This is a genomic window from Weissella confusa, assembly GCA_041871065.1.
Lineage (GTDB): Bacteria > Bacillota > Bacilli > Lactobacillales > Lactobacillaceae > Weissella > Weissella confusa_A.
Genome location: CP168942.1, coordinates 1653865 through 1678318, shown reverse-complemented (window position 1 = coordinate 1678318; position 24454 = coordinate 1653865). Strand labels below are relative to the sequence as shown.

The window sequence follows — 24454 nt, the reverse complement described above, 5'->3', positions numbered from 1 at the left end:
TTAGTTCTTTGAAAACTGAATCATAATTGTAAATTTTTAAATTCATTTAATATTGTTAATCAATATAAATTGAGCCGAAAAAATACACCGCGTAATTTTTTGAGTTTTTTAAATTAGTTTAAAATCGCTTGTGGCCTTTGAGCCACATACTCAAACTTATATCATCAACGTCAGTTGATAGGTTAAGTTATTAAGGGCGCATGGTGGATGCCTTGGCACTAGGAGCCGATGAAGGACGGGACTAACACCGATATGCTTCGGGGAGCTGTAAGTAAGCTTTGATCCGGAGATTTCCGAATGGGGGAACCCAACTTGTTATGCAAGTTATCACCTAATGAATATATAGTTAGGTTGAAGGTAGACGTTGTGAACTGAAACATCTCATTAGCAACAGGAATAGAAAGAAAAATCGATACCGTCAGTAGCGGCGAGCGAAATCGGTAGAGCCCAAACCAAAGTGCTTGCACTTTGGGGTTGTAGGACTGACATTGTGGAGTTACAAAGTTAACATTTAGCAGAATCAGCTGGGAAGCTGAGCGAGACAGGGTGATAGCCCCGTATGCGAAAAGTGTTGACCTCCCGTCAGGATCCTGAGTACGGCCGGACACGTGAAATCCGGTCGGAATCCGCGAGGACCATCTCGCAAGGCTAAATACTCCCTAGTGACCGATAGTGAACCAGTACCGTGAGGGAAAGGTGAAAAGCACCCCGGAAGGGGAGTGAAAAAGTTCCTGAAACCATGTGCCTACAAGAAGTTAGAGCCCGTTAATGGGTGATAGCGTGCCTTTTGTAGAATGAACCGGCGAGTTACGATACCATGCAAGGTTAAGGTGGAAAGACCGGAGCCGTAGCGAAAGCGAGTCTGAAATGGGCGAATTAGTATGTTGTTGTAGACCCGAAACCAGGTGACCTACCCATGTCCAGGGTGAAGGTGCGGTAAAACGCACTGGAGGCCCGAACCCGTGCATGTTGAAAAATGCTGGGATGAGGTGTGGGTAGCGGTGAAATTCCAATCGAACTTGGAGATAGCTGGTTCTCTCCGAAATAGCTTTAGGGCTAGCCTCGGAATGTAGCGTGTTGGAGGTAGAGCACTGTTTTGGTGCGGGGCCCATCTCGGGTTACCAAATTAAGATAAACTCCGAATGCCAATCACGTATGTCCGGGAGTCAGACAGTGAGTGATAAGATCCATTGTCGAAAGGGGAACAGCCCAGATCGTCAGTTAAGGTCCCTAAGTGTGTGTTAAGTGGAAAAGGATGTGGAGTTGCATAGACAACTAGGATGTTGGCTTAGAAGCAGCCACCATTTAAAGAGTGCGTAATAGCTCACTAGTCGAGTGATTCTGCGCCGAAAATGTACCGGGGCTAAACACACCACCGAAACTACGGGTGCCACGTAAGTGGCGCGATAGGAGAGCGTTCTAAGGGTGATGAAGTCAGACCGTGAGGACTGGTGGAGCGCTTAGAAGTGAGAATGCCGGTATGAGTAGCGAAAGACAGGTGAGAATCCTGTCCACCGTATGACTAAGGTTTCCTGGGGAAGGCTCGTCCTCCCAGGGTTAGTCGGGACCTAAGGCGAGGCCGAGAGGCGTAGTCGATGGATAACAGGTTGAGATTCCTGTACCAGGTGAACATGTTTGAACGATGGAGGGACGCAGAAGGCTAACGGATCCCAGCTGCTGGATATGCTGGGTTAAATAATAAGTCTTAGATCGAGTTAAATGCTTTATCTTTTAAGGACAAGTTATGATGAGGACCGAAATAAAGTAGGGAAGTCCGTGATGTCACGCTGCCGAGAAAAGCTTCTAGTTAGTGTTTACCTGCCCGTACCGCAAACCGACACAGGTAGTCGAGGAGAGCATCCTAAGGTGAGCGAGTGAACTCTCGTTAAGGAACTCGGCAAAATGACCCCGTAACTTCGGGAGAAGGGGTGCTCAGCGAAAGCTGAGCCGCAGTGAATAGGCCCAGGCGACTGTTTATCAAAAACACAGGTTTCTGCAAAATCGTAAGATGACGTATAGGGGCTGACGCCTGCCCGGTGCTGGAAGGTTAAAAGGAGTGCTTAGCTTCGGCGAAGGTACGAATTGAAGCCCCAGTAAACGGCGGCCGTAACTATAACGGTCCTAAGGTAGCGAAATTCCTTGTCGGGTAAGTTCCGACCCGCACGAAAGGCGTAACGATCTGGGCACTGTCTCAACGAGAGACTCGGTGAAATTTAAATACCCGTGAAGATGCGGGTTACCCGCGACAGGACGGAAAGACCCCATGGAGCTTTACTGTAGCTTGATATTGAGTGTTTGTGCAGCTTGTACAGCATAGGTAGGAGCCGTAGATACCGGGACGCTAGTTTCGGTGGAGGCGTCATTGGGATACTACCCTCGTTGTATGACCACTCTAACTCGCACCACTAAGCGTGGTGGAAGACAGTGTCTGGCAGGCAGTTTGACTGGGGCGGTCGCCTCCTAAAAGGTAACGGAGGCGCCCAAAGGTTCCCTCAGAATGGTTGGAAATCATTCGCAGAGTGTAAAGGCACAAGGGAGCTTGACTGTGAGACTTACCAGTCGAGCAGGTACGAAAGTAGGGCTTAGTGATCCGGTGGTTCCGCATGGAAGGGCCATCGCTCAACGGACAAAAGCTACCCTGGGGATAACAGGCTTATCTCCCCCAAGAGTCCACATCGACGGGGAGGTTTGGCACCTCGATGTCGGCTCATCGCATCCTGGGGCTGTAGTCGGTCCCAAGGGTTGGGCTGTTCGCCCATTAAAGCGGTACGCGAGCTGGGTTCAGAACGTCGTGAGACAGTTCGGTCCCTATCCGTCGCGGGCGTAGGAAATTTGAGAGGAGCTGCCCTTAGTACGAGAGGACCGGGGTGGACGTACCTCTGGTGTATCAGTTGTTCCGCCAGGAGCATCGCTGAGTAGCTATGTACGGATGAGATAAACGCTGAAAGCATCTAAGTGTGAAACTCGCCTCGAGATGAGATTTCCCATTCTTTATGAAGTAAGACCCCTCAGAGATGATGAGGTAGATAGGCTAGAAGTGGAAGTGCGGCGACGCATGGAGCGGACTAGTACTAATGGTTCGAGGACTTAACCAAGTTGAAAACGTGGTGTAAGGCTCAAACGAAGTTTGAATTTGATATTGACATTATGATTCAGTTTTGAGATAATTAATCTCGTAATGCTAATTAAATTAGTACGTGTCGTGACGATGGCACTGAGGCCACACCTGTTCCCATACCGAACACAGAAGTTAAGCTCAGTAACGCCGAAAGTAGTTGGAGGATCGCTTCCTGCGAGGATAGGAAGTCGCGATGCACATGGACGTTTAGCTCAGCTGGGAGAGCACCTGCCTTACAAGCAGGGGGTCACAGGTTCGATCCCTGTAACGTCCATTGGGTCGTTAGCTCAGTTGGTAGAGCAGTGGACTTTTAATCCATGGGTCCAGGGTTCGAGCCCCTGACGACCCATTTGGGTGACATCTGAATATTCCGTTATCCGGTGAATTATTATTACGCCGACTTAGCTCAGTTGGTAGAGCATCGCTCTTGTAAAGCGAGGGTCGAAGGTTCGAGTCCTTTAGTCGGCATCATGCGAATATAGTTCAGTTGGTAGAACGCTACCTTGCCATGGTAGAGGTCGCGGGTTCGAATCCCGTTGTTCGCTTTTGCCGGCTTGGCGGAATAGGCAGACGCACAGGACTTAAAATCCTGCGATGGAAACATCGTACCGGTTCGATCCCGGTAGCCGGCACTTATTAATGGACTTATATGCTAATTGGATAAACACCCCGGCTACGAACCGGGTATTGCAGGTTCGAGTCCTGCTAGGTCCATTAACAAACGAAAGTTTGTTATCATAGTTTAATCGTTTCGGGACGTAGCTCAGCTTGGTAGAGCACCTGGTTTGGGACCAGGGGGTCGCAGGTTCGAATCCTGTCGTCCCGATTTATAACAGAATATGTTATAGTTCGCGGTGTAGCTCAGCTGGCTAGAGCGTCCGGTTCATACCCGGGAGGTCGAGGGTTCGATTCCCCCCGCCGCGATTGACTCAAATAACAAGGACCTTTAGCTCAGTTGGTTAGAGCAGACGGCTCATAACCGTCCGGTCGTTGGTTCGAGTCCAACAAGGTCCATTACAGACCTTAAGTCTTTATGGAGAATTACCCAAGTCTGGCTGAAGGGAACGGTCTTGAAAACCGTCAGGTCGTGAAAGCGGCGCGTGGGTTCGAATCCCACATTCTCCTTTGATGTTAAATCATCATCATTATTTATTATCGCGGGATGGAGCAGTCTGGTAGCTCGTCGGGCCCATAACCCGAAGGTCGTAGGTTCAAATCCTGCTCCCGCAATTGATTAACTTAGTTAATCACTAAAACAGAAATGTTTGGTCGCATGGTCTAGTTGGTTAGGACGTTCGCCTGTCACGCGAAAGATCACGGGTTCGAATCCCGTTGTGACCGTTATAATGGCTCGGTAGCTCAGTTGGTAGAGCATACGATTGAAGCTCGTAGTGTCGGGGGTTCGATTCCCTCCCGCGCCATTGCTCGAAAGAGCAAATTGAATTATTTTGCGGATGTAGTACAATGGCTAGTGCTCCAGCCTTCCAAGCTGGGAATGCGGGTTCGATTCCCGTCGTCCGCTTTTTTGTTTTATGGGACTGTAGCTCAGCTGGTTAGAGCGCACCCCTGATAAGGGTGAGGTCGGAGGTTCGAGTCCTCTCAGTCCCATGGTTGAAAGGTTCAACTTTTGACATGGGGACATACTCAAGAGGCTGAAGAGGCGCCCCTGCTAAGGGTGTAGGTCGGGAAACTGGCGCGAGGGTTCGAATCCCTCTGTCTCCGCTACTGATGGTAGATGCTTATCTACCATTTTTTATTTGCAATTAAATCGACTAATGATTAGGTGTTATCTGTTCGTCAGATAACACCTTTTTTATTTATCACAGCATCGATCTCGATAACTACGATTAGTAATCACAATCTGATTATCACAGCAGCTGTTGGTCTAGAACCTCCGACATTCTCAGACGTCTTTATCTACATAAAGTAACGCTGCAAAGGCAATTGTTAAAAAATGAAAAATTAGCATAAGCAGTATATCTGAGTTACGACCGTATGAGATTTGATGATTGAAAAATGGCGTAGTAGAGGTGATTAGCGTCGTTTGACGTACGAGAGAGCGATTGAATGGTTAATGATTACGGGTGTTGAATGTCAATAGAGTGAGCTTGTTAGTGTGCTAAGAACCGATTATGCTGAATGTATCTTATGTAAGCAAGGGGAATAGATTATGAAGTTAGTATCGGGGAGCTTGAAGCGCCGACGTGAGCAGTTGGGGATTTCACAAGCAGAGGTTGCAGAAGGCATTTGCCACCAATCACTGTTGTCTCGTATCGAACGCACAGACGAAGTTTCTAACATGACGGTGTTGCAAAAGTTGTGTGAACGTTTGCAACTAAACGCAGCTGATATCGCACAAATTAATGAAAATGTGGCAACACCCTTAAGTGTTGTGCGTCGCTTGATTGAAAAGAATCAAATTGAAGAAGCAGAGGAAGCCTTGCTTAACCCGACGTTGACGACACGTATCCCAATCTATGCGATTCCTGAATTCAATGTCCTACGAGCACGTGTGGCTTTATATCATGGGCAAGCTGCAGAGGCTATGCAACTATTGCAAGTCGCACTAGGAGATGTTGATAAGTATCAGGTTGAATTGACAATCGAAATATTTACAGAGATGGGTGCTACTTGGACAGCACAAGATAAGAATGAATTAGCAGCGGAATGCTTTGAGCGCGCGTGTGGATTGATTCGCCGATCATCTGTGGACACACAAGCGGCTATGGCATCAGTTATTACACATACATATCGCCATCAAGCAGAAATGTACCTTGTAAGTGGTTTTGCAGACAAAGCGTTAGAACGGGTAACGGAAGCGTTGCAACTGCTACCAACAACCACAAATTATCACGAGATGGTGGCCTTGCAAACGCTTCGGATGAAATGCGCGGAGGCACTTGCGTTATCCAATGAAAAGAAAGAAGCGCAATTATTGGCATACGCTGCGGCTGAATTTTCAAAAGACGCGACATTGAAAGAAGATGTGCGAGGATATGCCGTTTTGGTGTAAGAAAAAAAGGTACTACATCGGGTAGCACCTTTCAGTCATTAGATTAGTAACCTCGTGAGACGTCAACGAAGTTTGTTGTTAGCGGCTTACCTGCTAAGAAGTCAGGCAAGTTCTTCATGAATAGTGGGAAGAGGTTACCAGCACGACCTGATGACTCATGTTCTGCCCAAGTCGTGTGTTGAGTCAAGAGCAAGTTATCATGGTGCCAGAGTGGCGAATCATCTGGAATAGGTTCTACTTCTGTCACATCCAAAGCAGCATAGCGAATGTCCTGCTTATCTAACGCATCAAGCAAAGCAGTTTGATCGACGGTAGAGCCACGACCAACGTTAACAAACAAAAACAGCTTCTTGAAGTGAGCAAACGTTTCTGCGTTAAAGAAATGCTTGGTTGCATCTGTACCTGGTAGCACGCTGATGACGACGGCGACATCTGGTAGTGATGACAAGTCGTCGATGCTAAAGGTGGCGTCAAAGCCCTCTACGGGACGCCCAGATGTATTGACGCCATAGACTGGTGTGTCAAAGGCTGATAAGTAGCGCGCGATTTGTTGGCCGATGTGACCTGTTCCAAAAATCACGGTAGGTAGTTCAGAAAGCATGTATTGATCAGTGAATTCTTCCCAGTGATTACGGTTTTGATAGACGTTTAGGCCACGGGCAAAATGCATCATGTAGCCAATGGTAGATTGTGCAATCGGCACAGACTTCAAACCGCTGGCGTTCGTTAAGAGAATCCCTTGTGCCGATAATTCCTTCAGTGGCATATAGTCGACACCAGCAGACATCGTTTGAATCCACTTCAATTGGTTATTAGGCGTTGCTAGGATTTTTGGTCCCAAGGTGGCTGACCACCCATAGCTAATGGTGACGTTAGCCAAAGCATCATCACTAATTGTGTCTGGTGTTGTAACAGTCACGCCAAGTTCGGTTAGTTGCGCAATGTCGGCATCACGCAATGGTTGAACAGCGAGTAATAGTTGAGACATAGTCTAGCCCTCCTGTGGTTATTTACGCTTAGTTTATGACAAAATATCAGTATCGTCTATTAATATACACGGATTACCTTTTTGACGCACTAAAAGTTAGTGCCTTGTTATAATAACCTCACAGAAATAAAAGAGGATATTTATTATGATGAATTCACAAAACAAGACGCGTCGTTTGGTGCTTACAGCTTTGTTTATTGCAATTATTTTGGTTCAATCAATCGTTCCTTGGTTGGGATTGTTGTCAATTACGCCAGCAGCTGGTGTTGGGGTTCAAGTTCAAATCATTAGTGTAACGGTGGCAATCGGAGCTATGATTCTCGGACCACGTGTTGGTGCACTACTTGGATTTGTTTGGGGTGCTTACTCACTTTGGATGGCATGGTCAAACGTGCCAAGTATCGGCGGTATGATCTTCCGTAACCCAATCACGGCATTGTTGCCTCGTATTCTGGTTGGACTAATCGTTGGATTGATTTACTGGTACGTTGTACGCAATCGTTCACTTGCACAACAAACGGGTTGGATTGTCTTCTTGGGCGGACTATCAGCGTTCTTGAACACGTTCTTTGTCTTGCTTTCAACTTGGATTGGTTTCTCAGTGATGCACACAACGTTTACGGGTATTCCAACATCAGGATTGGCTAACTGGTTGATTTTTGGTGTCGCTGGTGTGAATGGATTGGTTGAAATCGTTGTATCAGCTATCTTGGTACCATTGATTGGTATGCCAGTATTGACTGTATTGAAGCGCTTAAATTAAATAGTAGACCGAAAAACTGGAACTGACTTTATGTCGGTTCCAGTTTTTTTGTTGATACTATGAACAAAGTATTAAGTCCTAATATATCAGTAGCATAAATCGGACCAGAACTGTACAATTAAAGAGTAAGTGAGCACTTATTAAGAGCTTGGGAAAGTAAATAATTTTTTGGGACAGTAGGAGGCAAGTTTTATGAACTTGATCGAAGGACTTTCCATTTTGGACCTAGCTCGAATTCAGTTCGCAATGACAACGATTTTTCACTTTTTCTTCGTGCCATTGTCAATTGGTTTGGGACTAGTTGTCGCCATCATGGAAACGATGTATGTGGTCAAAAAGGATGACCAATACAAGCGTATGGCAAAGTTCTGGGGAAAGATTTTCCTATTGAGTTTTGCGGTTGGAGTTGTTACGGGTATTATTCAGGAGTTCCAATTTGGAATGAATTGGTCACGTTACTCACGTTATGTTGGAGATATCTTCGGACCAGCTTTGGCTGTCGAGGCGTTGGTTGCGTTCTTTATGGAATCAACGTTCTTGGGCCTTTGGATGTTTGGTTGGGAACGCTTCAACAAGAAACTACACTTGGTCTTCATTTGGTTGACGACGCTAGGATCAGCTTTTTCAGCTTTGTGGATTCTGGCAGCCAACTCATTTATGCAAAACCCAGTTGGTTTCAAGGTTGATCACAAGTTCGACCGTGCCGTTTTGGTCGATTTCCCGGCCTTGCTACAAAACCACCAATTGTGGTTGGAGTTCCCGCACGTTATTTTTGGGACATTCTTAACTGGATCATTCGTGGTCATTGGTGTATCAGCTTGGTCATTGCTACGTAAGCCAAACAGTAACCTAGATTTCTTTAAGAAGTCAATTAAGGTTGCGGCAGTGGTAGCGTTGATTGGAACTGCAGGTATTGGTTTGACTGGTGATCGCCACTCACTATACTTGCAAGACGATCAACCAATGAAGTTTGCAGCAACAGAAGGTTTGGATGAAAACGTCGGTGGCAAGGATAAGCAAGAGCCATGGTCAGTTGTTGCATACACTAACCCAAAGACACATGAAGTGGAATGGTCATTGGACATTCCGTATGTGTTGTCTATCTTGGCGCACCACTCATTGACTGGTGAAAATAAGGGTTGGACAGAGATTAATAAGGAATTGCACGAGAAGTATGATGTGAAGTTTGGTCATGATATGAACTATTACTTGCCAAACAACACCATCTACTATGCCTTCCGTGTCATGGCAGTATCAGCTGGGGCGTTTGGTTTGTTGGCAGTTGTTGCCTTGTGGGCCGTCCGTAAGAAGTCAAAGCTTGATATTACGAAGTACCGTTGGGCCCTTTGGATTTTCGGTCTATCAATGTTCCTACCATTCTTGGCACAAACAGCCGGTTGGTTGATTACGGAGCTTGGTCGTGCACCATGGGTCGTTTATGGTGTGCTTACGATTGCTGATGCCGTGTCACCAAACGTGTCATTCGCCTCATTGCTAACGTCTAACATCTTGTACTTCGCAACATTTGCTGCACTAGGTGGCTTGATGTTCATGTTGGCACGTCGTGTTATGATTGCCGGCCCAGATAGCGTTGATGATAAGCCGGAAGCTCAGGATGTTGATCCATTCTCAGCTGAAGCATTTGATGCAGGAAAGGAGGCTTAATCATGACAGGATTTCAAATTTTATGGTTCGTATTGATTGCCATCTTGTTTGCAGGATTCTTCTTCCTAGAAGGGTTTGACTTCGGAGTTGGAATGGCCTTGAAGGGCTTGGCTAAGAATGAACATGAAGAAGATGCCCTCATCGAATCAATCGGCCCTCACTGGGATGGTAATGAAGTTTGGTTGATTACGGCTGGTGGTGCCATGTTCGCGGCAATGCCATTCTGGTACGCATCACTATTTTCAGGGTTCTACTTAATCCTATTTGCGATTCTGATTGGCTTGATTTACCGAGGTGTCTCATTCGAGTTCCGTGAGCAAATGCGTACGGCAAAGTACCGCAATTTGTGGACGACAATCTCAGCGGTTGCAGCTTTGATTGTGCCATTCCTATTCGGTGTTTTGTTCACAGACGTTGTTCAAGGAATGCCATTGGACAAGGCGGGTGATATGTCAGCAACGTTCTTTGACTACTTCAACATTTTCTCAATTGTTGGTGGGGCCGCCGTTGCGTTGTTGTCATACATCCACGGATTAAATTACCTACGCTTGAAGCTTGAAGAAGGTGACTTGCACGACCGTATCCAATCACAATTAAAGGTTTTGTACCCCGTTTTGTTGGTTGGTGAAGTTGCGTTTGCCATCACGTTGTTTATCTTCACAGATTTCTTTGCTAAGAAGCCACTTATTACGTTGGCATTCCTAGCAGTCATCGTTTTGTTGACGGTTATCGCTTGGGTAACCGGCTTGAAGCGTTCGAATGTTTGGTCATTTATCGCTTTGGGACTCACAATCATTTCGGTTGTGTTGTTGCTATTCACGGGATTGTTCCCACGTGTTATTGTTGGGGACAATCCAGCGATGTCATTGTTGTTGAAGAACGCGACTTCAACACCATACACGTTGAAGTGGATGACAATGATTGCCTTCACGGCTTTGCCAATTGTGTTGGCTTATCAAATTTGGAGCTTCTATATCTTCCGCAAGCGTATTGTTGTGAAGAAGGCAGCTTAACATAAAACAATCAGAGGGGATCAAGTGTGTGCTTGGTCCTCTTTATACATATTAGTTAGATGGAGAAAAGGCATTATGTTAGATAAAAGATTATTTAAGTTTCCTGGCGCTAGAAAAGCGTTGGGAATCTTGTCGGTGCTGACGTTGATTCAGGCTTTGGCGATTATTGGCCAGGGACGCTTTTTAAGTGTAGCGATTACTGACTTGTGGCAAGGCCATAAGTTAGGCGCCGTTGTGACGCCGGTCTTGATTTTTGTGGGGGCGTACTTGATACGTCAGTTGATGGGCGTCGCCAAGCAGTATGCCTTATCACCATTTGCTGATGCCACAACGGCGTCATTGCAGACACAACTTACAGAAAAGTACGCGGCGCTTGGACCACGCGTGGTCGCGAACCAAGGAACGGGGAAGTCGGTTACTTTGGCAGTAGAAGGGATTGACCAGGTTCATGATTATTTGACGCTGGTATTAGTTAAGCTATTCGACATGAGTATTATACCTTGGTTGATTTTGGCTTATGTTGCCATGATTAACTGGGAGCAAGCCGTCTTTCTGTTCTTCATTTATCCAGTTATCGTGCTATTTATGATTGTCTTGGGGATGGCTGCCCAGGCGAAAGCTGATCGGGAGTATGCCACTTTCAATCGCCTTTCAAATCACTTCGTTGACTCTTTGCGTGGCTTAACGACTTTGAAGCAATTAGGCTTGTCAAAGCAATACGCGAATAATATTTATGAAGTATCAGAAGACCACCGTAAAGCGACCATGAGTACTTTGAAGATTGCTATTCTTTCAACATTTGCGCTGGACTTCTTTACAACACTTTCGATTGCGGTTGTGGCGCTATTTTTAGGATTGGGATTAATGGATGGCACGATGACGCTATTACCTGCGTTGACTATTTTGGTCTTAGCACCGGAATACTTCTTGCCAATTCGTAATTTTGCGAATGATTACCACGCCACGTTGAACGGGAAAAATGCGTTGGCTGATATTATGGCTTTGCTAGATCAACCAGTAGCTACGGATACGGATGCATATGAGGCATCTAGCCAACGTTGGCGTGAAAACGACGAACTACAATTAACAGACGTTTCTTTCACGTATCCAGAAGCCGCTGAACCAGCATTGCGTCATATCAATTTGGACTTCAAAGGATATGAGCGTGTCGCATTGGTTGGAACATCTGGTTCAGGAAAATCAACGTTGCTGAATTTAATTGGTGGATTCCTAAACGGTGAGGGGGATGTGTCATTAAACGGGCAACAATTACCGCATTTGCAGCAGCGCGCTTGGCAGGAACAAATTCAAGTCCTACCGCAACAACCGTATATCTTTCACGATACTTTACGTCGTAATCTAGCGTTTTATGCCCCAGAGGCGACGGACGAGAAAATTCATGAGGCGATTGAAACGGTTGGCTTGTCAGCGTGGTTCGAAGCACTACCAGAAGGGCTGGACACAATCATTGGTGAGGGTGCGATGCAGACATCTGGTGGTCAAGCACAACGTATTGGTTTGGCCAGAATTATGCTTGATGATAATCGACGTGTGTTGCTGTTGGACGAGCCAACGGCCCACTTGGATATTGAAACTGAAGTGCGCTTAAAGGAAACGATGCTGCCTTTGTTTGACAAACGTTTAGTTATTTTTGCGACACACCGTTTGCACTGGTTGACTGAAATGGATTTGATTATCGTGATGCGCGATGGACAAATTGTTGAACAAGGAACCTTGCCAGAGCTGATGGCTAATAAGGGGTACTTTGTTGAATTGCAAGCAGCGATGCGAGGTGCAACACATGAATAAATTAATGAGTTTAATTAAAAATGATACTTGGGTCTTTCCATATTTAAAATCGTATAAAAAGTTATTAGTCCTGATTATTTTCTTGGGCTTTATGACGACATTTTCTGGCGCAGCCTTGATGTTTACGTCAGGATTCTTGATTTCACGTTCAGCGCAAATGCCAGAAAACATTTTGATGGTGTATGTCCCAATTGTACTGACTCGTGCGTTTGGAATTGGTCGTCCGTCATTCAAGTACGCCCAACGCTTAGTGTCACACAACTGGGTATTGCGAATTGTCTCAACATTCCGTCGCCGTTTGTACGAATTAGTTGAAACGGGAACGAAGTCGGTTTATGCAAAGTCGCAAACGGGTGAAGTCCTAAATGTATTGGCAAATGACTTGTTCAAAATTGAGAACTTCTATTTGCGCACGTTATTCCCAACGATTATTGGGCTGGTCATTTATGCGCTGATTGGCATCGGGGTCGGTGTGTTTGACTGGGGATTTGCCTTAGCAATTTTGCTTGTGTTGGCAATGACGACAATTTTGGCGCCGATGGTAACTTTGGCGGTCAATGGTGCCCGCGATTTTAAGCAACAACAATTAGAAGGGCATCTTTATACCGATTTGACGGATACGGTCATGGGGTTGCAAGATTGGGTCCTAGCTGGTCGAACGGCTGAATTGGCTGAGCGTCAGAAGCAAGATTTTGCAGCAATAAATAAGATTAAGGTGCAGCAAGCACACTTTAATTGGTGGCGTGATTTTGGTGGTGCCATGATTATTGGTGCAGTTGCGATCTTGCTGATGATGTTTGCTACGTCACGATTTGGTGGTGATAGCTTCGGCGTGAATTGGATTGCTGCCTTCGTGCTGGCAATTTTTCCGGCTGAAGATGCTCTAACGACAATCAGTTCCGGGGTTGGCGAGTGGCCACGTTATCAAGATTCAATTGTCCGACTTAATGAGATGGATAAAGAAGCGACCCAAGAAAATAGTGAGTCAGTCACACAACAATCAGCACCTGAGCAATCTGATATTATCTTTGATCACGTGTCATTTGGTTATACAGATGAACCGGTCTTGCAAGATTTATCATTGCAGGTGCCAGCTGGTGAACGATTGGCCATATTGGGACAGTCTGGTGCAGGAAAGACAACCTTGCTAAAGTTACTGTTGGGCGATGAGAACCCAACGGCCGGTACAATTACAATTGGCGGTGTAGCTGTGGCTGCTTTGTCTGATACGCGCGCATCGATTATTTCTGTGCTGGATCAACAGCCATACTTGTTTGCAAGTACGGTAGCGAATAATTTGCGCCTGGGAAATTTGCATACTTCTGATGAACAACTTTGGGAAGTGCTAGAGAAAGTTAATTTGGCGACGCTGGTTCGTGGGTTACCAAATCAATTAGAAACACCAATGACTGAAATGGGAAGTCGTTTTTCAGGTGGTGAACGTCAACGATTTGCTTTGGCCCGAATTTTGCTACAAGATACACCAATTGTTATCCTTGATGAGCCAACAGTGGCGCTAGATCCGATTACTGAATTACAAGTGTTGCAAACTATTTTTGCGACGTTGCAAGACAAGACGGTTATCTGGGTGACACACCACTTGACCGGAATTGAGCTGGTTGATAAGGTTATTTTTGTAGAAAATAAAGCGATTAGCATGGCGGGTACACCGGCGGACTTGATGGCAACTGAGCCACGTTTCCAACGTTTGTTAGCGCTAGACCACGGTGATTTACCGATTAATTAGGATAATGAAGAAAGGAGATATGTGATGGCTAGGAAGAAAAAACAACAGTGGCGTAAGAAACTGCTTCAGATTCACCCATCACATTTCTTCGTGAAAAAAGGGCGCCTGCAACGGGGCCGTGTTATTTTAGTGATCGCCCTTGTCGGTGGCCTGGCATTGTGGCAAACTGATATACAACATCAGCGTGTCGAAGCAACGACACCGGTCAGTGAGTTACCCCTTAATGAACTAACACATGAACAGTTTATTGCCCGATTAGCCCCAGAGGCACAAAGTTTGCAAGCGCAATATGGTGTGAAGGCATCAATCAGTATTGCCCAAGCTGCGTTAGAATCAGATTGGGGCCGCTCAGAATTAGCAGCGAAATATAATAATTTTTTTGGTGTAAAAGCCTCAGCAGGCATGCCAAGTGTTACACTATCTACTAAAGAGTTTGTTAACGATGAATGGGTGACGGTTAACGCCGCATTTCGAACGTATGCTGATTGGCGTAGTTCGATGACGGACCACGCGTTGCTGTTAGTAAACGGTACGTCTGATAATCCACAACGCTATCAGGCAGTTCTGCAGGCGACCGACTATCAGACAGCTGCGTATGCGCTGGTTAGCGGGGGATATGCAACTGATCCCGGGTATGCTGAAAAAATCATTCGCATGATTGAAACTTATAACTTGAACCAATATGATGTAAATTAGCAAGAAATGAAGCGAGAAAAATTATGAGCCTTGAATTTTTACCAGGATCGACAATCGGTATCCTTGGCGACGGCGTAACAAGCCGTACTTTGGCCCAAAGTGCCCATAACATGGGATATAACGTGGCTGCGTACAGCACGAAGCCAGATGCACCAGTGTTGGCTGAAGCAGATTATCGATTTGTTGAACAAGGAAATCAGCAGACAGAATTTGACAGTTTTATGGCATTGTCATCGATGGTGACGTATACGTCTTCGTGGTTACCAGCCAATATGATTACTGAATTGCAATCAGCTCGTTTGCCACAAGGCACGGAATTGCTGGAATTAACAGATGACCATGCATTGGGACGCGCCTTTTCTGAAGCGCAATCATTCAACATCTTGCCATATGCAACGGTTAGTTCTTTGGATGAAGTTGCGCACGCGGCAGCTGAACTTGGTTATCCAGTTGTGGTCAAGCCAATTTTCAAGCACAAGCATCATGATGATACGGTCATCCTTCGTGGCGACTGGGACTTGGGGCTTGTTGCACCAATGATTGACGGTGGTACCTTGATTGTTGAAACGTGGCTTGATGATGCGCAAGAGTTTGCGATGACGGCAGTACGCGGGGTTAATGGTGACATTAAGACTTACCCATTGCGTCAAACAATGGTTGCCCAGCAACATTTGCGTCGCGCCTGGACAGTTGGTGATATTGCTGACGACTTGATGACGGTCATGCTGGGTGTGACGGAACGTGTTGGGGATGTCTTGCAGTATATCGGGGCATACAATGTGGCATTTTTCTACAGCGCAACGGGTAACTTGTATGTCCGTGATATCGCTGCTGGAATCCCGCCAACAGCGACTTTGTATGATGCAACGACTAATGTTTCAGTGGCTGAACAACATCTACGTGCCATTACGGGGCAAGCGTTGACCGACGTCTTCATGTCGCAAGCGGCGGTTTATATGCCATTCACGACTGATCAAATCGATGCCTTGAGTCGTCACTGGGGCATTCAATCAAATTGGAAGTTTGCCTTCTACCAAAACGATATGATGTTGCCACAGGCTGGCCACGTTTTGGCGTGTGGTTCATCAGCGAACCAATTGTTTAATCAATTGCACGTCGCAGGTGTTTGGGAATTTGAAGAATAATTGTTATATGCAAAAGGCTACGCACTGAGTAATTCAGCGCGTAGCCTTTTTGGTATAAAAATAGTGGCTGTCACAATATCTGTAACAGCCACTCACTAAAATGCATTAACCCATCATCACTTGGAACAATGTGATGAAGACACCAAGAACTGACAAGATCAACATCAAAATGACAAATCCTTGGATGACTTTTTGCATAGTAGACTTTTGCTTCTTCTTTGCCATGAAGTAATCCTCTTTTTCTTAATTACATCTATTGTACCAAGATTTCAGTTCAAATGTCACAGACGTTTAAATTCACGGTATAATATAATAATTGAAGAACGAAAAGGGGAAACAACGATATGCTTACAACGCTAAACTGGCCATTAACGGTTGCCTTAGCATTTGCGACATGGATTGGCTTAATTTTGTTTCACCGCTTGTTTCGCCGTTTGACCTGGCCAAAGTGGATGCGTCCCATTGATTTAGCGACATTGGTTGCTTGGTGGGCGATTGAAGTGATTAGTTTCCAAGTATGGCATTTATCTTTGTTACCACCAGTTTTGTTTATGTTTGTTTTGTGGGGCATTGGCTTGGCTTTGTACCAAGGATTTGTTCGTCAAACATTTACGATGAAGTCTTTTTGGATGATGTGGTGGCGCATTGTTGGTTTAGGTAGTTTTGTAGCGTTGATTGGCTTGACCGTCTTCGCGTTCATTTTAACGAAATAGAGAGAAAAATAGTTATGGAAAAAATTGATGGATACGTTAAGACTTGGAATGCCGACAAAGGATTTGGTTTTATTGAGTTGAAGGGTGAAGACGACGTGTTCGTTCACTTCTCAGCGATTGAAACACCTCATGTTCGTGACTTGGAAGTCGGCGAACCAGTAAAGTTGGTTGTTGTACAAGGCGTACGTGGCCCACAAGCAGCAGCAGTTGAAGTTTGGAGCTCTGAGGAGAACTAACATGGCGGATGAATTTGAAGCAAAGTTTCGTGAAGAAGTCATTTCAGAAGAAGAAGTATACAATGGTCACATTATTCGGGTAGTTAATCAAACGGTTACGTTACCTGATGGCCGTGAGTCAAAGCGTGAGGTGGTGCATCACAGTGGTGCTATTGCTGTGCTTGCCTTAACGGATGACGATAAGATGATTTTGGAGCGTCAATGGCGTGCACCAGTTCAAAAGGTAACGACGGAAGTGCCAGCTGGTAAGGTGGATGGTCGTGATCATAATCCATTGGATACGGTTAATCGTGAGTTAAATGAGGAGACTCGTTTGACGGCTGGTAAAATTGAAAAGATTGCCGGTTTCTACACGTCAATTGGCTTTGCGGATGAATTCATGACGTTGTATTTAGCAACTGATTTAAAGCCAGTGACTGATGAATTGCCACAAGATGATGACGAGCAAATCGATTTGCTTTATGTTGATTTTGATGAAGCAACGCGATTGTTTGAAGCTGGTGAATTAGACGATGGTAAGACAGCGATGGCGTATCTTTACTGGAAGACGCTTCGTTTGGCAGGTAGGGCATAATGTTTGGATTCAAGCGTAAACGACCGGATGAGAATGTCCCAGATGAAGATTATAGCTTTGCTGGTGAATTTGAAACCCCAGAGAACATGCAGGAACGCCTGAGCCGATTGCGCGGCGAGGCTGAGCCAACCAACACACCACTTACGCGTGAAGAACACCGTTTGAGCGGTAAGGGTCGCTACGAATTAGATCCAGTAACCCGTCGTTTGACGGAAGCGGGTAAGACAGCGCGTTTGAAGCGTCGCTTAAATATCACGATGTTAGTTTTGGTCGTGTTAATTGTGGTGACATACCTGGTGTTGTTCCTACTATAGTATAGAAGTAAAAGTTGAAAGTGAGATTTTGAGAGATATGCGTTACGGTATTATTAATGCAATGGCCGAAGAAAAGGCAGCCCTAGTGGCAGCGATGACTGATGAGAAGCAATCAACTATCGCTGGTAAGTTGTTCCACCACGGTAAGATTGGCAACGTTGATGTCGTTGTTGTGGAGTCTGGTATTGGTAAGGTTGCATCAGCTTTGACGACGACTTTGTTGATTACCAACTTTGCAGTTGATGCAGTGATTAACTCAGGTTCTGCTGGTGCTTTGGGTGCGGATTTGCGTATCGGTGACGTTGTCGTTGCTAGCGAATTGGCATACTCAGATGCAGACGCACGTGCCTTTGGTTACGATTATGGTCAAGTACCACAACAACCAGCTCGTTTTGTAACTGACGCAACGCTTTCAGCTGGTTTGGCTGAAGCTTATGGGGATGTCACAGACGCACGTTTGGTTCGTGGTTTGATTGTGACGAGCGATTCATTTATTTCAGGTGATGAGCAAAAGCAAAACATCTTGACGCACTTCCCAGAAGCCCAATCAGCTGAAATGGAAGGTGCATCAATTGCTCAAGTTGCGCACTACTTCGATGTACCATTTGCTGTTGTCCGTGCTATTTCAGATAACGCTAATGGTGAAGCTGGTCCAACGTTTGATGAGTTTATCATCGAAGCGGGTAAGCAATCAGCACAAGTGTTGATCGACTTCTTTAACAAGCAATAATGATGAAGGCTATTATTCCAGTAGGGGGTAATGGCTTTTTTGTTTTGTAGTTAGCGGCGACACAAACCTCAAATAAGACGTTAATCACGGCAATAATGTCAGTTTCCTACTATAATATAGTCAGCAATAGGGAATAATAAAATTAACTTACAAAAAGTACACCTTTTTATTTCCCATTTAAATTTACTTCTGGTATTCTAATTACATTCAATAAGAGAATCACATAAACGAAGGAGCATCCGAATATGACTATCCGTGGAATTCACCACTTGACGACGATTACGTCAGATTCACCAAAGATTTTTGATTTCTTCTCAGGTGTTATGGGTCTTCACTTGATCAAGAAGACTGTTAACCAAGACGACGTACGTACGTACCACTTGTACTTTACTGATGACATGGGATCAGCTGGAACGGTTTTGACGTTCTTCGACTTCCCAGGCATCAACAAGGCCATCCACGGTACTGACGAAATTACGCGTACGGCTTTCCGTATCCCATCAGACGCATCATTCGATTACTGGATTAAGCGTTTTGACGAATACGGTGTTAAGCACGAGGCTGAAACTCACGAAGAGTTCGGTGTTAAGTACTTGGACTTCGAAGACTTCGACGGACAATTGTACGCCTTGGAGTCAAACGAGAAGAACACGGGTACTTGGGCTGAAGGTACGCCATGGCAATACTCATCAGTTGAGCCAGAGCACGCTATCCTAGGTTTGGGTGCACAATTGTTGACGATCAACAACGAGAACGCAATGCACATGGTTTTGACATCTGTATTGGGTGCTAAGGAAGTTGCTCGCGACGGCGATGACGTTTTGTACGAATTCGACAACGCTGTTTTCGGTGGTCAAGTTCACACGCGTTTGGTACGTTTGTTGCCACGTGGTTTGCAAGGTTACGGAAATGCGCACCACTTCGCCTTGGCAGTTGATGATGAAACGGCTTTGAACTTCTGGATCAACCGTTTGCGTCAATTGGGATTCCAAGACTCAGGCTTCGTGGATCGATTCTACTTCAAGTCAGAGTACTTCCGTCCAACACCAGGAATCTTGTTCGAAATCGCTACGAACGGACCAGGATTCTTGCAAGACGAGACGTACGAAGAGGCTGGACACCACTTGGAGTTGCCACCATTCTTGGAGAACATGCGTGATGAAATCGAAGCTGGTTTGATTCCATTTAACTCAGCTGAAGATGATTTGCCATCACCAGAAGTGTTCAAGAAGAACGTTTCTGATAATGCAGAAAACTAATTAATATGATTGAAGCAGGACGTAAGCAGCGCTTATGACCTGCTTCTTTTGTATCTGGACACTATTGCTTGTTAAAAGTTAGCGCTTACAGGTATAATGGAGACACAATTTGAACGGAGAATAGGACGATGGCCAAGAAAAAGTATAAGAACAACATTCGACACGCCTATGTATCAGGTGATCCTGATTTAGCACCATTGCTATTGCTACACGGTACTGGTGGAGATGAAACGGATTTGCTTGAAATTGCCGAATTTATGGCACCTGAAAACCCAAAGATTTCTATTCGTGGTCGTGTTAGTGAAAACGGCATGAATCGTTATTTTGAACGCTACGAAGAAGGTGAGTTCAATCTAGAGTCACTTCACGCAGAAACGGATTGGTTGGTTGATGCGGTTCATGAGCTTTCTAAGCGCTACGAATTGCACGAAGAATCAATGATTATGATGGGATTCTCAAACGGGGCGAACGTCGGGGCACACGCCATGATGGCCCGCGAAGATACACCATGGAAGACGGCGTTGCTGTTCCACGCGATGTCAGTTGAACGCTTGGGTGATGATATTCAAGATTTGACGGATTCACGTGTGTTTGCAACGTTCGGTGAGTTTGACCCAATCATTTCTGAGACAAACTTTGATATGTTGACTGAAGACTTGCGTAAGGGTGGGGCATTGTTGTCTACGTTTGCGACGAAGACGTCACACACAATGTCACAACCTGAAATGCAAGCTGCAAAGCTTTGGTTGGATGCCAACGACTTGTTGGACGTGGATGACGAGCCTGAATGGCCAGCATCATTGATGTACGGCGCGGACGAACATGATCACGATCACGGACACGATCATGGTCATGACCATGGACACGACCACCACCACGAAGAGGATGACCACGAGTGGCACTACCCAGATGGTCAACCTGCCGATGATGAAGATGTAGTGGAAAAGTTGCCCGAAGACTAGTAAACTTATTCACATAAGAACTAGTTAAGAGGAGATGTCACAATGGCATTTGAAACAACAGTAAAAGTAGCTGGGGATTCAGTAACTTACCACTTTAACCCGCAATTGAAGAAGTATGCATTGGGTGACACGGGCTTCGTGACTAACAACGCTGGTGCGTACGTCATGCAACGCTCACTTGAGCCGGCTAAGGGACTTGCTAATGCAATCAAGCTCAAAGTCGTTGTGAACAAGGACTTGACGGGGATGAAAATCAAGACAGTTAACCCAAATGGGGCAGCAACTGTTAACATTTTCGCCCGCAAAGATAACGAAGAGATGGTCGAGTTGTACCATTTCTACTTGAATGAACTAGTTGATCGTGAGATTTTGACGGTCGACTAGGTCGTATATATAGAAAAGAGCATTCCAGTCGCGATTGGAATGCTCTTTTTTTTGCACGAAATGTTAAGGAATCCTTTAGTTTAGGGCTTTTCTGGTAGTCGGCTGCTATCCAAAAGTTAACGAAATATTGAATCGTTACTTTTATATTGTAACAATCGTGACATAAAAGGGGCCAATAAACTAAATTTAAACCTAATTTTACGTAATTAGTCCCGAAAAAGCCCGGAATATGGCGAATGTTAACTGGTTAATAATATTTTTTAAAAGACTATTCTAATCGACATTTGAGCACTTATTTTTAGTAATATTACGTAAATGTTACACAAAAGGTCGGTTTAGGCAATTATGACGTTACGTAATGACTTCGTTTTGTAACAAAACAACCGCTCTGATTGATAAACTAATACATGTTGTTAAGAGATACAGGTGTCACACATTAGCGATGATCCTAATGGCGTGTACCTGATAGTAATTGAAAAGATAGAGTTAATTAGAAGGAGAGTTTTTCCCCATGAATAAGAAGATGATTACTGCATTGACTGTTGCTGGTTTGGCTACGTTCGCTATGGCCGAAAACGCATCTGCAGATACGTACACGGTACAATCAGGTGACACGTTGTCACAAATTGCAGCTAACCACAACACGACGGTTGACACTTTGGTTGCCAACAACAACATTGCTGACGCTAACGTAATTTTCGTTGGTCAACAAGTTGAAATTGACGGTGTTGCTTCAAACGCTTCATACGACGCAACGCAAGCTGATGTTGCTGCCGTTGTTGCTTCACAAGCACCTGTTACGCAAGAAGTGTCATACACGGCACCTGTAACGACTGTTGATTACACAGCACAATCAGAAGCACCAGTTGCACAAGAAGTATCATACACGGCACCTGCCGCAACGACTACGAATACAACGACTGCTGCCGCTTCAGGTTCAACTTATGATCAATTTATCGCTGCTGGTGGTACTGATGCTTTGTGGACGGCTATCGTTATGCCTGAATCAGGTGGAAACCCAGATGCATCAAACGGTCAATACAAGGGATTGGGTCAAACGAACCAATCATGGGGAACGGGTAGCGTTTCTGACCAAACTGCAGGTATGTTGAACTACGCAACGTCACGTTACGGTTCAGTTGATTCAGCAATTGCCTTCCGTGCAGCTAACGGTTGGTGGTAAGATACTGCTTTAAATAAGAAAATACATCGATAACACAAAACCGCCACACTTCAACTTGGAAGTGTGGCGGTTATTTGTTTACTCTGCTTTGTCACAGCAGCTGTTGGTCTAAAACGCCTGACTTCAGTCAGACGTAAGACCAAAGACGCACCTGATAAGGGCGACTTGGTCACGTCGGAGGTTAAAACCTCCGACATTCTCAGTCTGCTTTATGTGTATCAGCAGCTGCCGGAAACGTTAGGATAGAACCCTTTACAGGCCACATCCAGTACTTGTCGTTTGCGAGGAGTTGCATTTGTGCTGAATAGACGTCGGTCGGTGTTGAAACCGTGGTGACGTCTGTCAGGTGGCTATAATCAAAACGATTTGGCACCAAAATTTGTGAGACAAGGTGGCGGTCATCGTCGATTAAAATGCCTTCACCTTGATCGTCGTTTGCTAGAATAAGTAAACGTTCCATGATTTGCTCCGTTCTATGATTAGATCTCACGGAATAACTCTTCCCAAGCAGCTTTGTTTAACTTCGGCTTCTTACGTCGTGGTTGGCGTTCTTTTGGCACATAGGTTGCTTTCTTGTACTGACGGACAATTTCAGCCTGTACATCCTTTTCCAAGGGTAATTCGTTGGAAACAAAATCAACCGCGTCAATCGGGAAGTCGGGATAGGCGGTGTGGTTATCAATGAACCACGCACGCATTTCTGAATTGAGGCCAGCGTGACGACGAATACGCTGCAATAGCTCATCGAGGCCAAAATCCAAGTGATGAATCTGAGTCTGCAATTGACGCATCACCGCTTCTGGAATACCGATGTGATCAGCAAAGTGGGTGATGCCGAGCTTAATGAGCTTGCCATCCTCGTTTTGCAACACATATTGGTGTTTCAATCGGCGACCACAGTCACAATACAACTGTGGTCCAGAGTTACTATCGTAGTTATCGTTGTAGTTGTAGGCAACAAATTCCCAATTTTTACCATGGCCAACCAAATTCTGATCAACAAACAGTGATGTGTGTTGATAGCGAATGTGCTGTTTTAAGATAGCCTGCTGTTCGGTCGTTAAGTTACGCCATGTTTCTTGTCGTCGCTCACGAGTCAGAGCGACTTTTTTTGTTTTTGCAGTTGCCATTTGACGCTCCTTTCATGGTTAAATCGCATGACAACTATTATACGCTTGCTTAGTACCCAGCCTCAACTAGACGTTGATGCATAGCTTTGTAAACGCGTTCTACATCACGTGGTGTGCCACGTAGCTCGTAGTTAGCGATGACTGGTGCATTAAACGCTTGTGCGTAACGGCGCGCAGTGAGAATGTACTGTGCGTTGAAATTCTTATTACCAGATCCGACGATGCCTAATAATTGCTGCGCGTTATCGCCGGCCTCGATTTGGTCGTACAAGGCGTTAGTCATAATTTCATGTACGCCGTTGTCAATCCCATTACCACCATCTAGGTACGTTGGGACCAAAGCAAAATAAGGTGCGACTTCATCGGTATCAGCGCTGCCGTCCGAAATTTCTACGGGTTCAAACTCAAGTTCACCTTGTTCATGAGCGTAAGTCACAAGGTTTTTAACGAATGACCGCGTATTTCCGGAAATTGATATATACAAAAGACGAACTTTCATGTTGTTTTCCTCATATGTTTCTTTACCATTTATTCCACTATACACTAGCACAATCACAAAAAACACACCCTTTTTGTACATAACGGAAAGTTATATTTAATGATTTTTTAATAAACTATTCGGAAGGTTGATTTGGCGGTAAATAGCGCTGTCAAGCCTTTTTTTCTTCAAAAGTTACGCCTTGCATTCTGTTATGTACCTGACTATACTCAGAGACAGATATTAGCAAATGTCAGAAAATATAAAACCGAAAGATAAAGGTGAATAATATGCAAAACGTTACTGTATATACGAAGAACAACTGTGTGCAATGCATGATGACAAAGAAGACGTTGGCACAATATGGGGTTAGCTACGTTGAAAAGAATGTTGAAGAAGATGAAGCAGCATTGACTTTCTTGAAGGATCAAGGTTACCAAGCTGTACCAGTTGTGTTCACAAACGATGCTGAGCCGATTAAGGGCTTCCGACCTGACTTGTTGGCACAACTTGCCAAAGCAATGTAACGACACA

General features: G+C 45.1%; 23 protein-coding genes, 16 tRNA genes and 2 rRNA genes. 36 read left to right on the top strand and 5 right to left on the bottom strand.

Annotated features, from left to right (window positions below):
* The first annotated feature begins 180 nt into the window (after nt 1-180).
* The 19 genes from ACAW68_08245 to ACAW68_08155 all read left to right on the top strand — a co-directional run bounded on the left by ACAW68_08245 (nt 181) and on the right by ACAW68_08155 (nt 6131).
* Nucleotides 181-3095 (top strand): 23S ribosomal RNA (locus tag ACAW68_08245).
* Nucleotides 3096-3198: 103 nt separating this feature from the next.
* Nucleotides 3199-3315, top strand: a 5S ribosomal RNA gene (rrf, locus tag ACAW68_08240).
* Between the two features lie 4 nt (nt 3316-3319).
* Nucleotides 3320-3392 (top strand) — tRNA-Val (locus tag ACAW68_08235).
* 2 nt (nt 3393-3394) lie between these two features.
* Nucleotides 3395-3467 (top strand) — tRNA-Lys (locus ACAW68_08230).
* A gap of 46 nt (nt 3468-3513) precedes the next feature.
* Nucleotides 3514-3586 (top strand) — tRNA-Thr (locus ACAW68_08225).
* A 4-nt stretch (nt 3587-3590) separates the two neighbouring features.
* Nucleotides 3591-3663, top strand: a tRNA-Gly gene (locus tag ACAW68_08220).
* A gap of 3 nt (nt 3664-3666) precedes the next feature.
* Nucleotides 3667-3750, top strand: a tRNA-Leu gene (locus ACAW68_08215).
* 9 nt (nt 3751-3759) lie between these two features.
* Nucleotides 3760-3832: transfer RNA gene (locus ACAW68_08210), tRNA-Arg, on the top strand.
* A 38-nt stretch (nt 3833-3870) separates the two neighbouring features.
* A tRNA-Pro gene (locus tag ACAW68_08205) sits at nt 3871-3944 on the top strand.
* Between the two features lie 24 nt (nt 3945-3968).
* A tRNA-Met gene (locus ACAW68_08200) sits at nt 3969-4042 on the top strand.
* 16 nt (nt 4043-4058) lie between these two features.
* A tRNA-Ile gene (locus ACAW68_08195) sits at nt 4059-4132 on the top strand.
* 21 nt (nt 4133-4153) lie between these two features.
* A tRNA-Ser gene (locus ACAW68_08190) sits at nt 4154-4243 on the top strand.
* 31 nt (nt 4244-4274) lie between these two features.
* Nucleotides 4275-4348, top strand: a tRNA-Met gene (locus ACAW68_08185).
* A 37-nt stretch (nt 4349-4385) separates the two neighbouring features.
* A tRNA-Asp gene (locus tag ACAW68_08180) sits at nt 4386-4459 on the top strand.
* A gap of 7 nt (nt 4460-4466) precedes the next feature.
* Nucleotides 4467-4539: transfer RNA gene (locus tag ACAW68_08175), tRNA-Phe, on the top strand.
* Between the two features lie 29 nt (nt 4540-4568).
* A tRNA-Gly gene (locus tag ACAW68_08170) sits at nt 4569-4640 on the top strand.
* 12 nt (nt 4641-4652) lie between these two features.
* A tRNA-Ile gene (locus tag ACAW68_08165) sits at nt 4653-4726 on the top strand.
* Nucleotides 4727-4752: 26 nt separating this feature from the next.
* A tRNA-Ser gene (locus ACAW68_08160) sits at nt 4753-4840 on the top strand.
* A 448-nt stretch (nt 4841-5288) separates the two neighbouring features.
* Nucleotides 5289-6131 (top strand): helix-turn-helix domain-containing protein, encoded by an 843-nt coding sequence (locus ACAW68_08155; GenBank protein XGA15448.1) that lies wholly within the window; start codon nt 5289-5291, stop codon nt 6129-6131.
* Nucleotides 6132-6174: 43 nt separating this feature from the next.
* On the opposite strand, the gene ACAW68_08150 is transcribed toward ACAW68_08155, so the two are convergent.
* Nucleotides 6175-7119 (bottom strand): NAD(P)-dependent oxidoreductase, encoded by a 945-nt coding sequence (locus ACAW68_08150; GenBank protein ID XGA15447.1) that lies wholly within the window; start codon nt 7117-7119, stop codon nt 6175-6177.
* Nucleotides 7120-7264: 145 nt separating this feature from the next.
* On the opposite strand from ACAW68_08150, the gene ACAW68_08145 reads away from it, so the two are divergent.
* From ACAW68_08145 to ACAW68_08115, 7 genes are all read left to right on the top strand, one after another.
* Nucleotides 7265-7882, top strand: a complete 618-nt coding sequence (locus tag ACAW68_08145) for an ECF transporter S component (protein XGA15446.1) — start codon at nt 7265-7267, stop codon at nt 7880-7882.
* Nucleotides 7883-8074: 192 nt separating this feature from the next.
* The gene (locus tag ACAW68_08140; GenBank protein XGA15445.1) at nt 8075-9547 is read left to right on the top strand and encodes a cytochrome ubiquinol oxidase subunit I; all 1473 of its coding nucleotides are present in this window, start codon (nt 8075-8077) and stop codon (nt 9545-9547) included.
* Between the two features lie 2 nt (nt 9548-9549).
* On the top strand, nt 9550-10560 hold the full coding sequence (gene cydB, locus ACAW68_08135; GenBank protein XGA15444.1) for a cytochrome d ubiquinol oxidase subunit II: 1011 nt from the start codon (nt 9550-9552) through the stop codon (nt 10558-10560).
* A 75-nt stretch (nt 10561-10635) separates the two neighbouring features.
* Nucleotides 10636-12369, top strand: a complete 1734-nt coding sequence (gene cydD, locus ACAW68_08130) for a thiol reductant ABC exporter subunit CydD (protein ID XGA15443.1) — start codon at nt 10636-10638, stop codon at nt 12367-12369.
* Nucleotides 12362-14116 (top strand): thiol reductant ABC exporter subunit CydC, encoded by a 1755-nt coding sequence (cydC, locus tag ACAW68_08125; protein ID XGA15442.1) that lies wholly within the window; start codon nt 12362-12364, stop codon nt 14114-14116. Before cydD ends, cydC begins: the two co-directional genes overlap by 8 nt.
* A 24-nt stretch (nt 14117-14140) precedes the next feature.
* Nucleotides 14141-14812 carry a glycoside hydrolase family 73 protein gene (locus ACAW68_08120; GenBank protein ID XGA15441.1) on the top strand — a complete coding sequence of 224 codons (672 nt, stop codon included), beginning with the start codon at nt 14141-14143 and terminating at the stop codon, nt 14810-14812.
* A gap of 23 nt (nt 14813-14835) precedes the next feature.
* On the top strand, nt 14836-15957 hold the full coding sequence (locus ACAW68_08115) for an ATP-grasp domain-containing protein (protein ID XGA15440.1): 1122 nt from the start codon (nt 14836-14838) through the stop codon (nt 15955-15957).
* Nucleotides 15958-16062: 105 nt separating this feature from the next.
* Here the strand turns inward: ACAW68_08115 and ACAW68_08110 are convergent, their stop codons facing one another.
* Entirely contained in the window at nt 16063-16182 is a 120-nt protein-coding gene (locus ACAW68_08110) for a DUF4044 domain-containing protein (protein XGA15439.1), read from the bottom strand.
* A gap of 119 nt (nt 16183-16301) precedes the next feature.
* On the opposite strand from ACAW68_08110, the gene ACAW68_08105 reads away from it, so the two are divergent.
* The 9 genes from ACAW68_08105 to ACAW68_08065 all read left to right on the top strand — a co-directional run bounded on the left by ACAW68_08105 (nt 16302) and on the right by ACAW68_08065 (nt 22312).
* Complete coding sequence (locus tag ACAW68_08105; GenBank protein XGA15438.1) at nt 16302-16670, top strand: DUF3397 family protein; 369 nt, start codon at nt 16302-16304, stop codon at nt 16668-16670.
* A gap of 23 nt (nt 16671-16693) precedes the next feature.
* Nucleotides 16694-16906, top strand: coding sequence for a cold-shock protein (locus tag ACAW68_08100; GenBank protein XGA17018.1), 213 nt, complete (start codon nt 16694-16696; stop codon nt 16904-16906).
* A 1-nt stretch (nt 16907) separates the two neighbouring features.
* Nucleotides 16908-17480 (top strand): NUDIX hydrolase, encoded by a 573-nt coding sequence (locus tag ACAW68_08095; GenBank protein XGA15437.1) that lies wholly within the window; start codon nt 16908-16910, stop codon nt 17478-17480.
* Nucleotides 17480-17794 carry a hypothetical protein gene (locus ACAW68_08090; protein XGA15436.1) on the top strand — a complete coding sequence of 105 codons (315 nt, stop codon included), beginning with the start codon at nt 17480-17482 and terminating at the stop codon, nt 17792-17794. The genes ACAW68_08095 and ACAW68_08090 overlap by 1 nt, the downstream gene beginning before the upstream one ends.
* 37 nt (nt 17795-17831) lie before the next feature.
* A complete protein-coding gene (locus ACAW68_08085) occupies nt 17832-18524 on the top strand; it encodes a 5'-methylthioadenosine/adenosylhomocysteine nucleosidase (GenBank protein ID XGA15435.1) in 693 nt (230 codons plus the stop codon).
* 245 nt (nt 18525-18769) lie between these two features.
* On the top strand, nt 18770-19783 hold the full coding sequence (locus ACAW68_08080; protein ID XGA15434.1) for a VOC family protein: 1014 nt from the start codon (nt 18770-18772) through the stop codon (nt 19781-19783).
* Nucleotides 19784-19911: 128 nt separating this feature from the next.
* Nucleotides 19912-20745, top strand: coding sequence for an alpha/beta hydrolase (locus tag ACAW68_08075; GenBank protein ID XGA15433.1), 834 nt, complete (start codon nt 19912-19914; stop codon nt 20743-20745).
* A 42-nt stretch (nt 20746-20787) separates the two neighbouring features.
* Entirely contained in the window at nt 20788-21129 is a 342-nt protein-coding gene (locus ACAW68_08070) for a cysteine desulfurase (GenBank protein ID XGA15432.1), read from the top strand.
* 511 nt (nt 21130-21640) lie between these two features.
* Complete coding sequence (locus ACAW68_08065; GenBank protein XGA15431.1) at nt 21641-22312, top strand: LysM domain-containing protein; 672 nt, start codon at nt 21641-21643, stop codon at nt 22310-22312.
* A 199-nt stretch (nt 22313-22511) separates the two neighbouring features.
* Here the strand turns inward: ACAW68_08065 and ACAW68_08060 are convergent, their stop codons facing one another.
* From ACAW68_08060 to nrdI, 3 genes are read right to left on the bottom strand one after another with little or no spacing between them, the layout of a single operon-like run.
* The gene (locus ACAW68_08060; protein ID XGA15430.1) at nt 22512-22772 is read right to left on the bottom strand and encodes a hypothetical protein; all 261 of its coding nucleotides are present in this window, start codon (nt 22770-22772) and stop codon (nt 22512-22514) included.
* Between the two features lie 19 nt (nt 22773-22791).
* Nucleotides 22792-23442 carry a hypothetical protein gene (locus ACAW68_08055; GenBank protein ID XGA15429.1) on the bottom strand — a complete coding sequence of 217 codons (651 nt, stop codon included), beginning with the start codon at nt 23440-23442 and terminating at the stop codon, nt 22792-22794.
* 49 nt (nt 23443-23491) lie between these two features.
* Nucleotides 23492-23941 carry a class Ib ribonucleoside-diphosphate reductase assembly flavoprotein NrdI gene (gene nrdI / locus ACAW68_08050; GenBank protein ID XGA15428.1) on the bottom strand — a complete coding sequence of 150 codons (450 nt, stop codon included), beginning with the start codon at nt 23939-23941 and terminating at the stop codon, nt 23492-23494.
* 269 nt (nt 23942-24210) lie between these two features.
* Between nrdI and nrdH the strand changes: the two genes are divergently transcribed.
* Complete coding sequence (gene nrdH / locus ACAW68_08045; GenBank protein ID XGA15427.1) at nt 24211-24447, top strand: glutaredoxin-like protein NrdH; 237 nt, start codon at nt 24211-24213, stop codon at nt 24445-24447.
* Nucleotides 24448-24454: the final 7 nt, after the last annotated feature.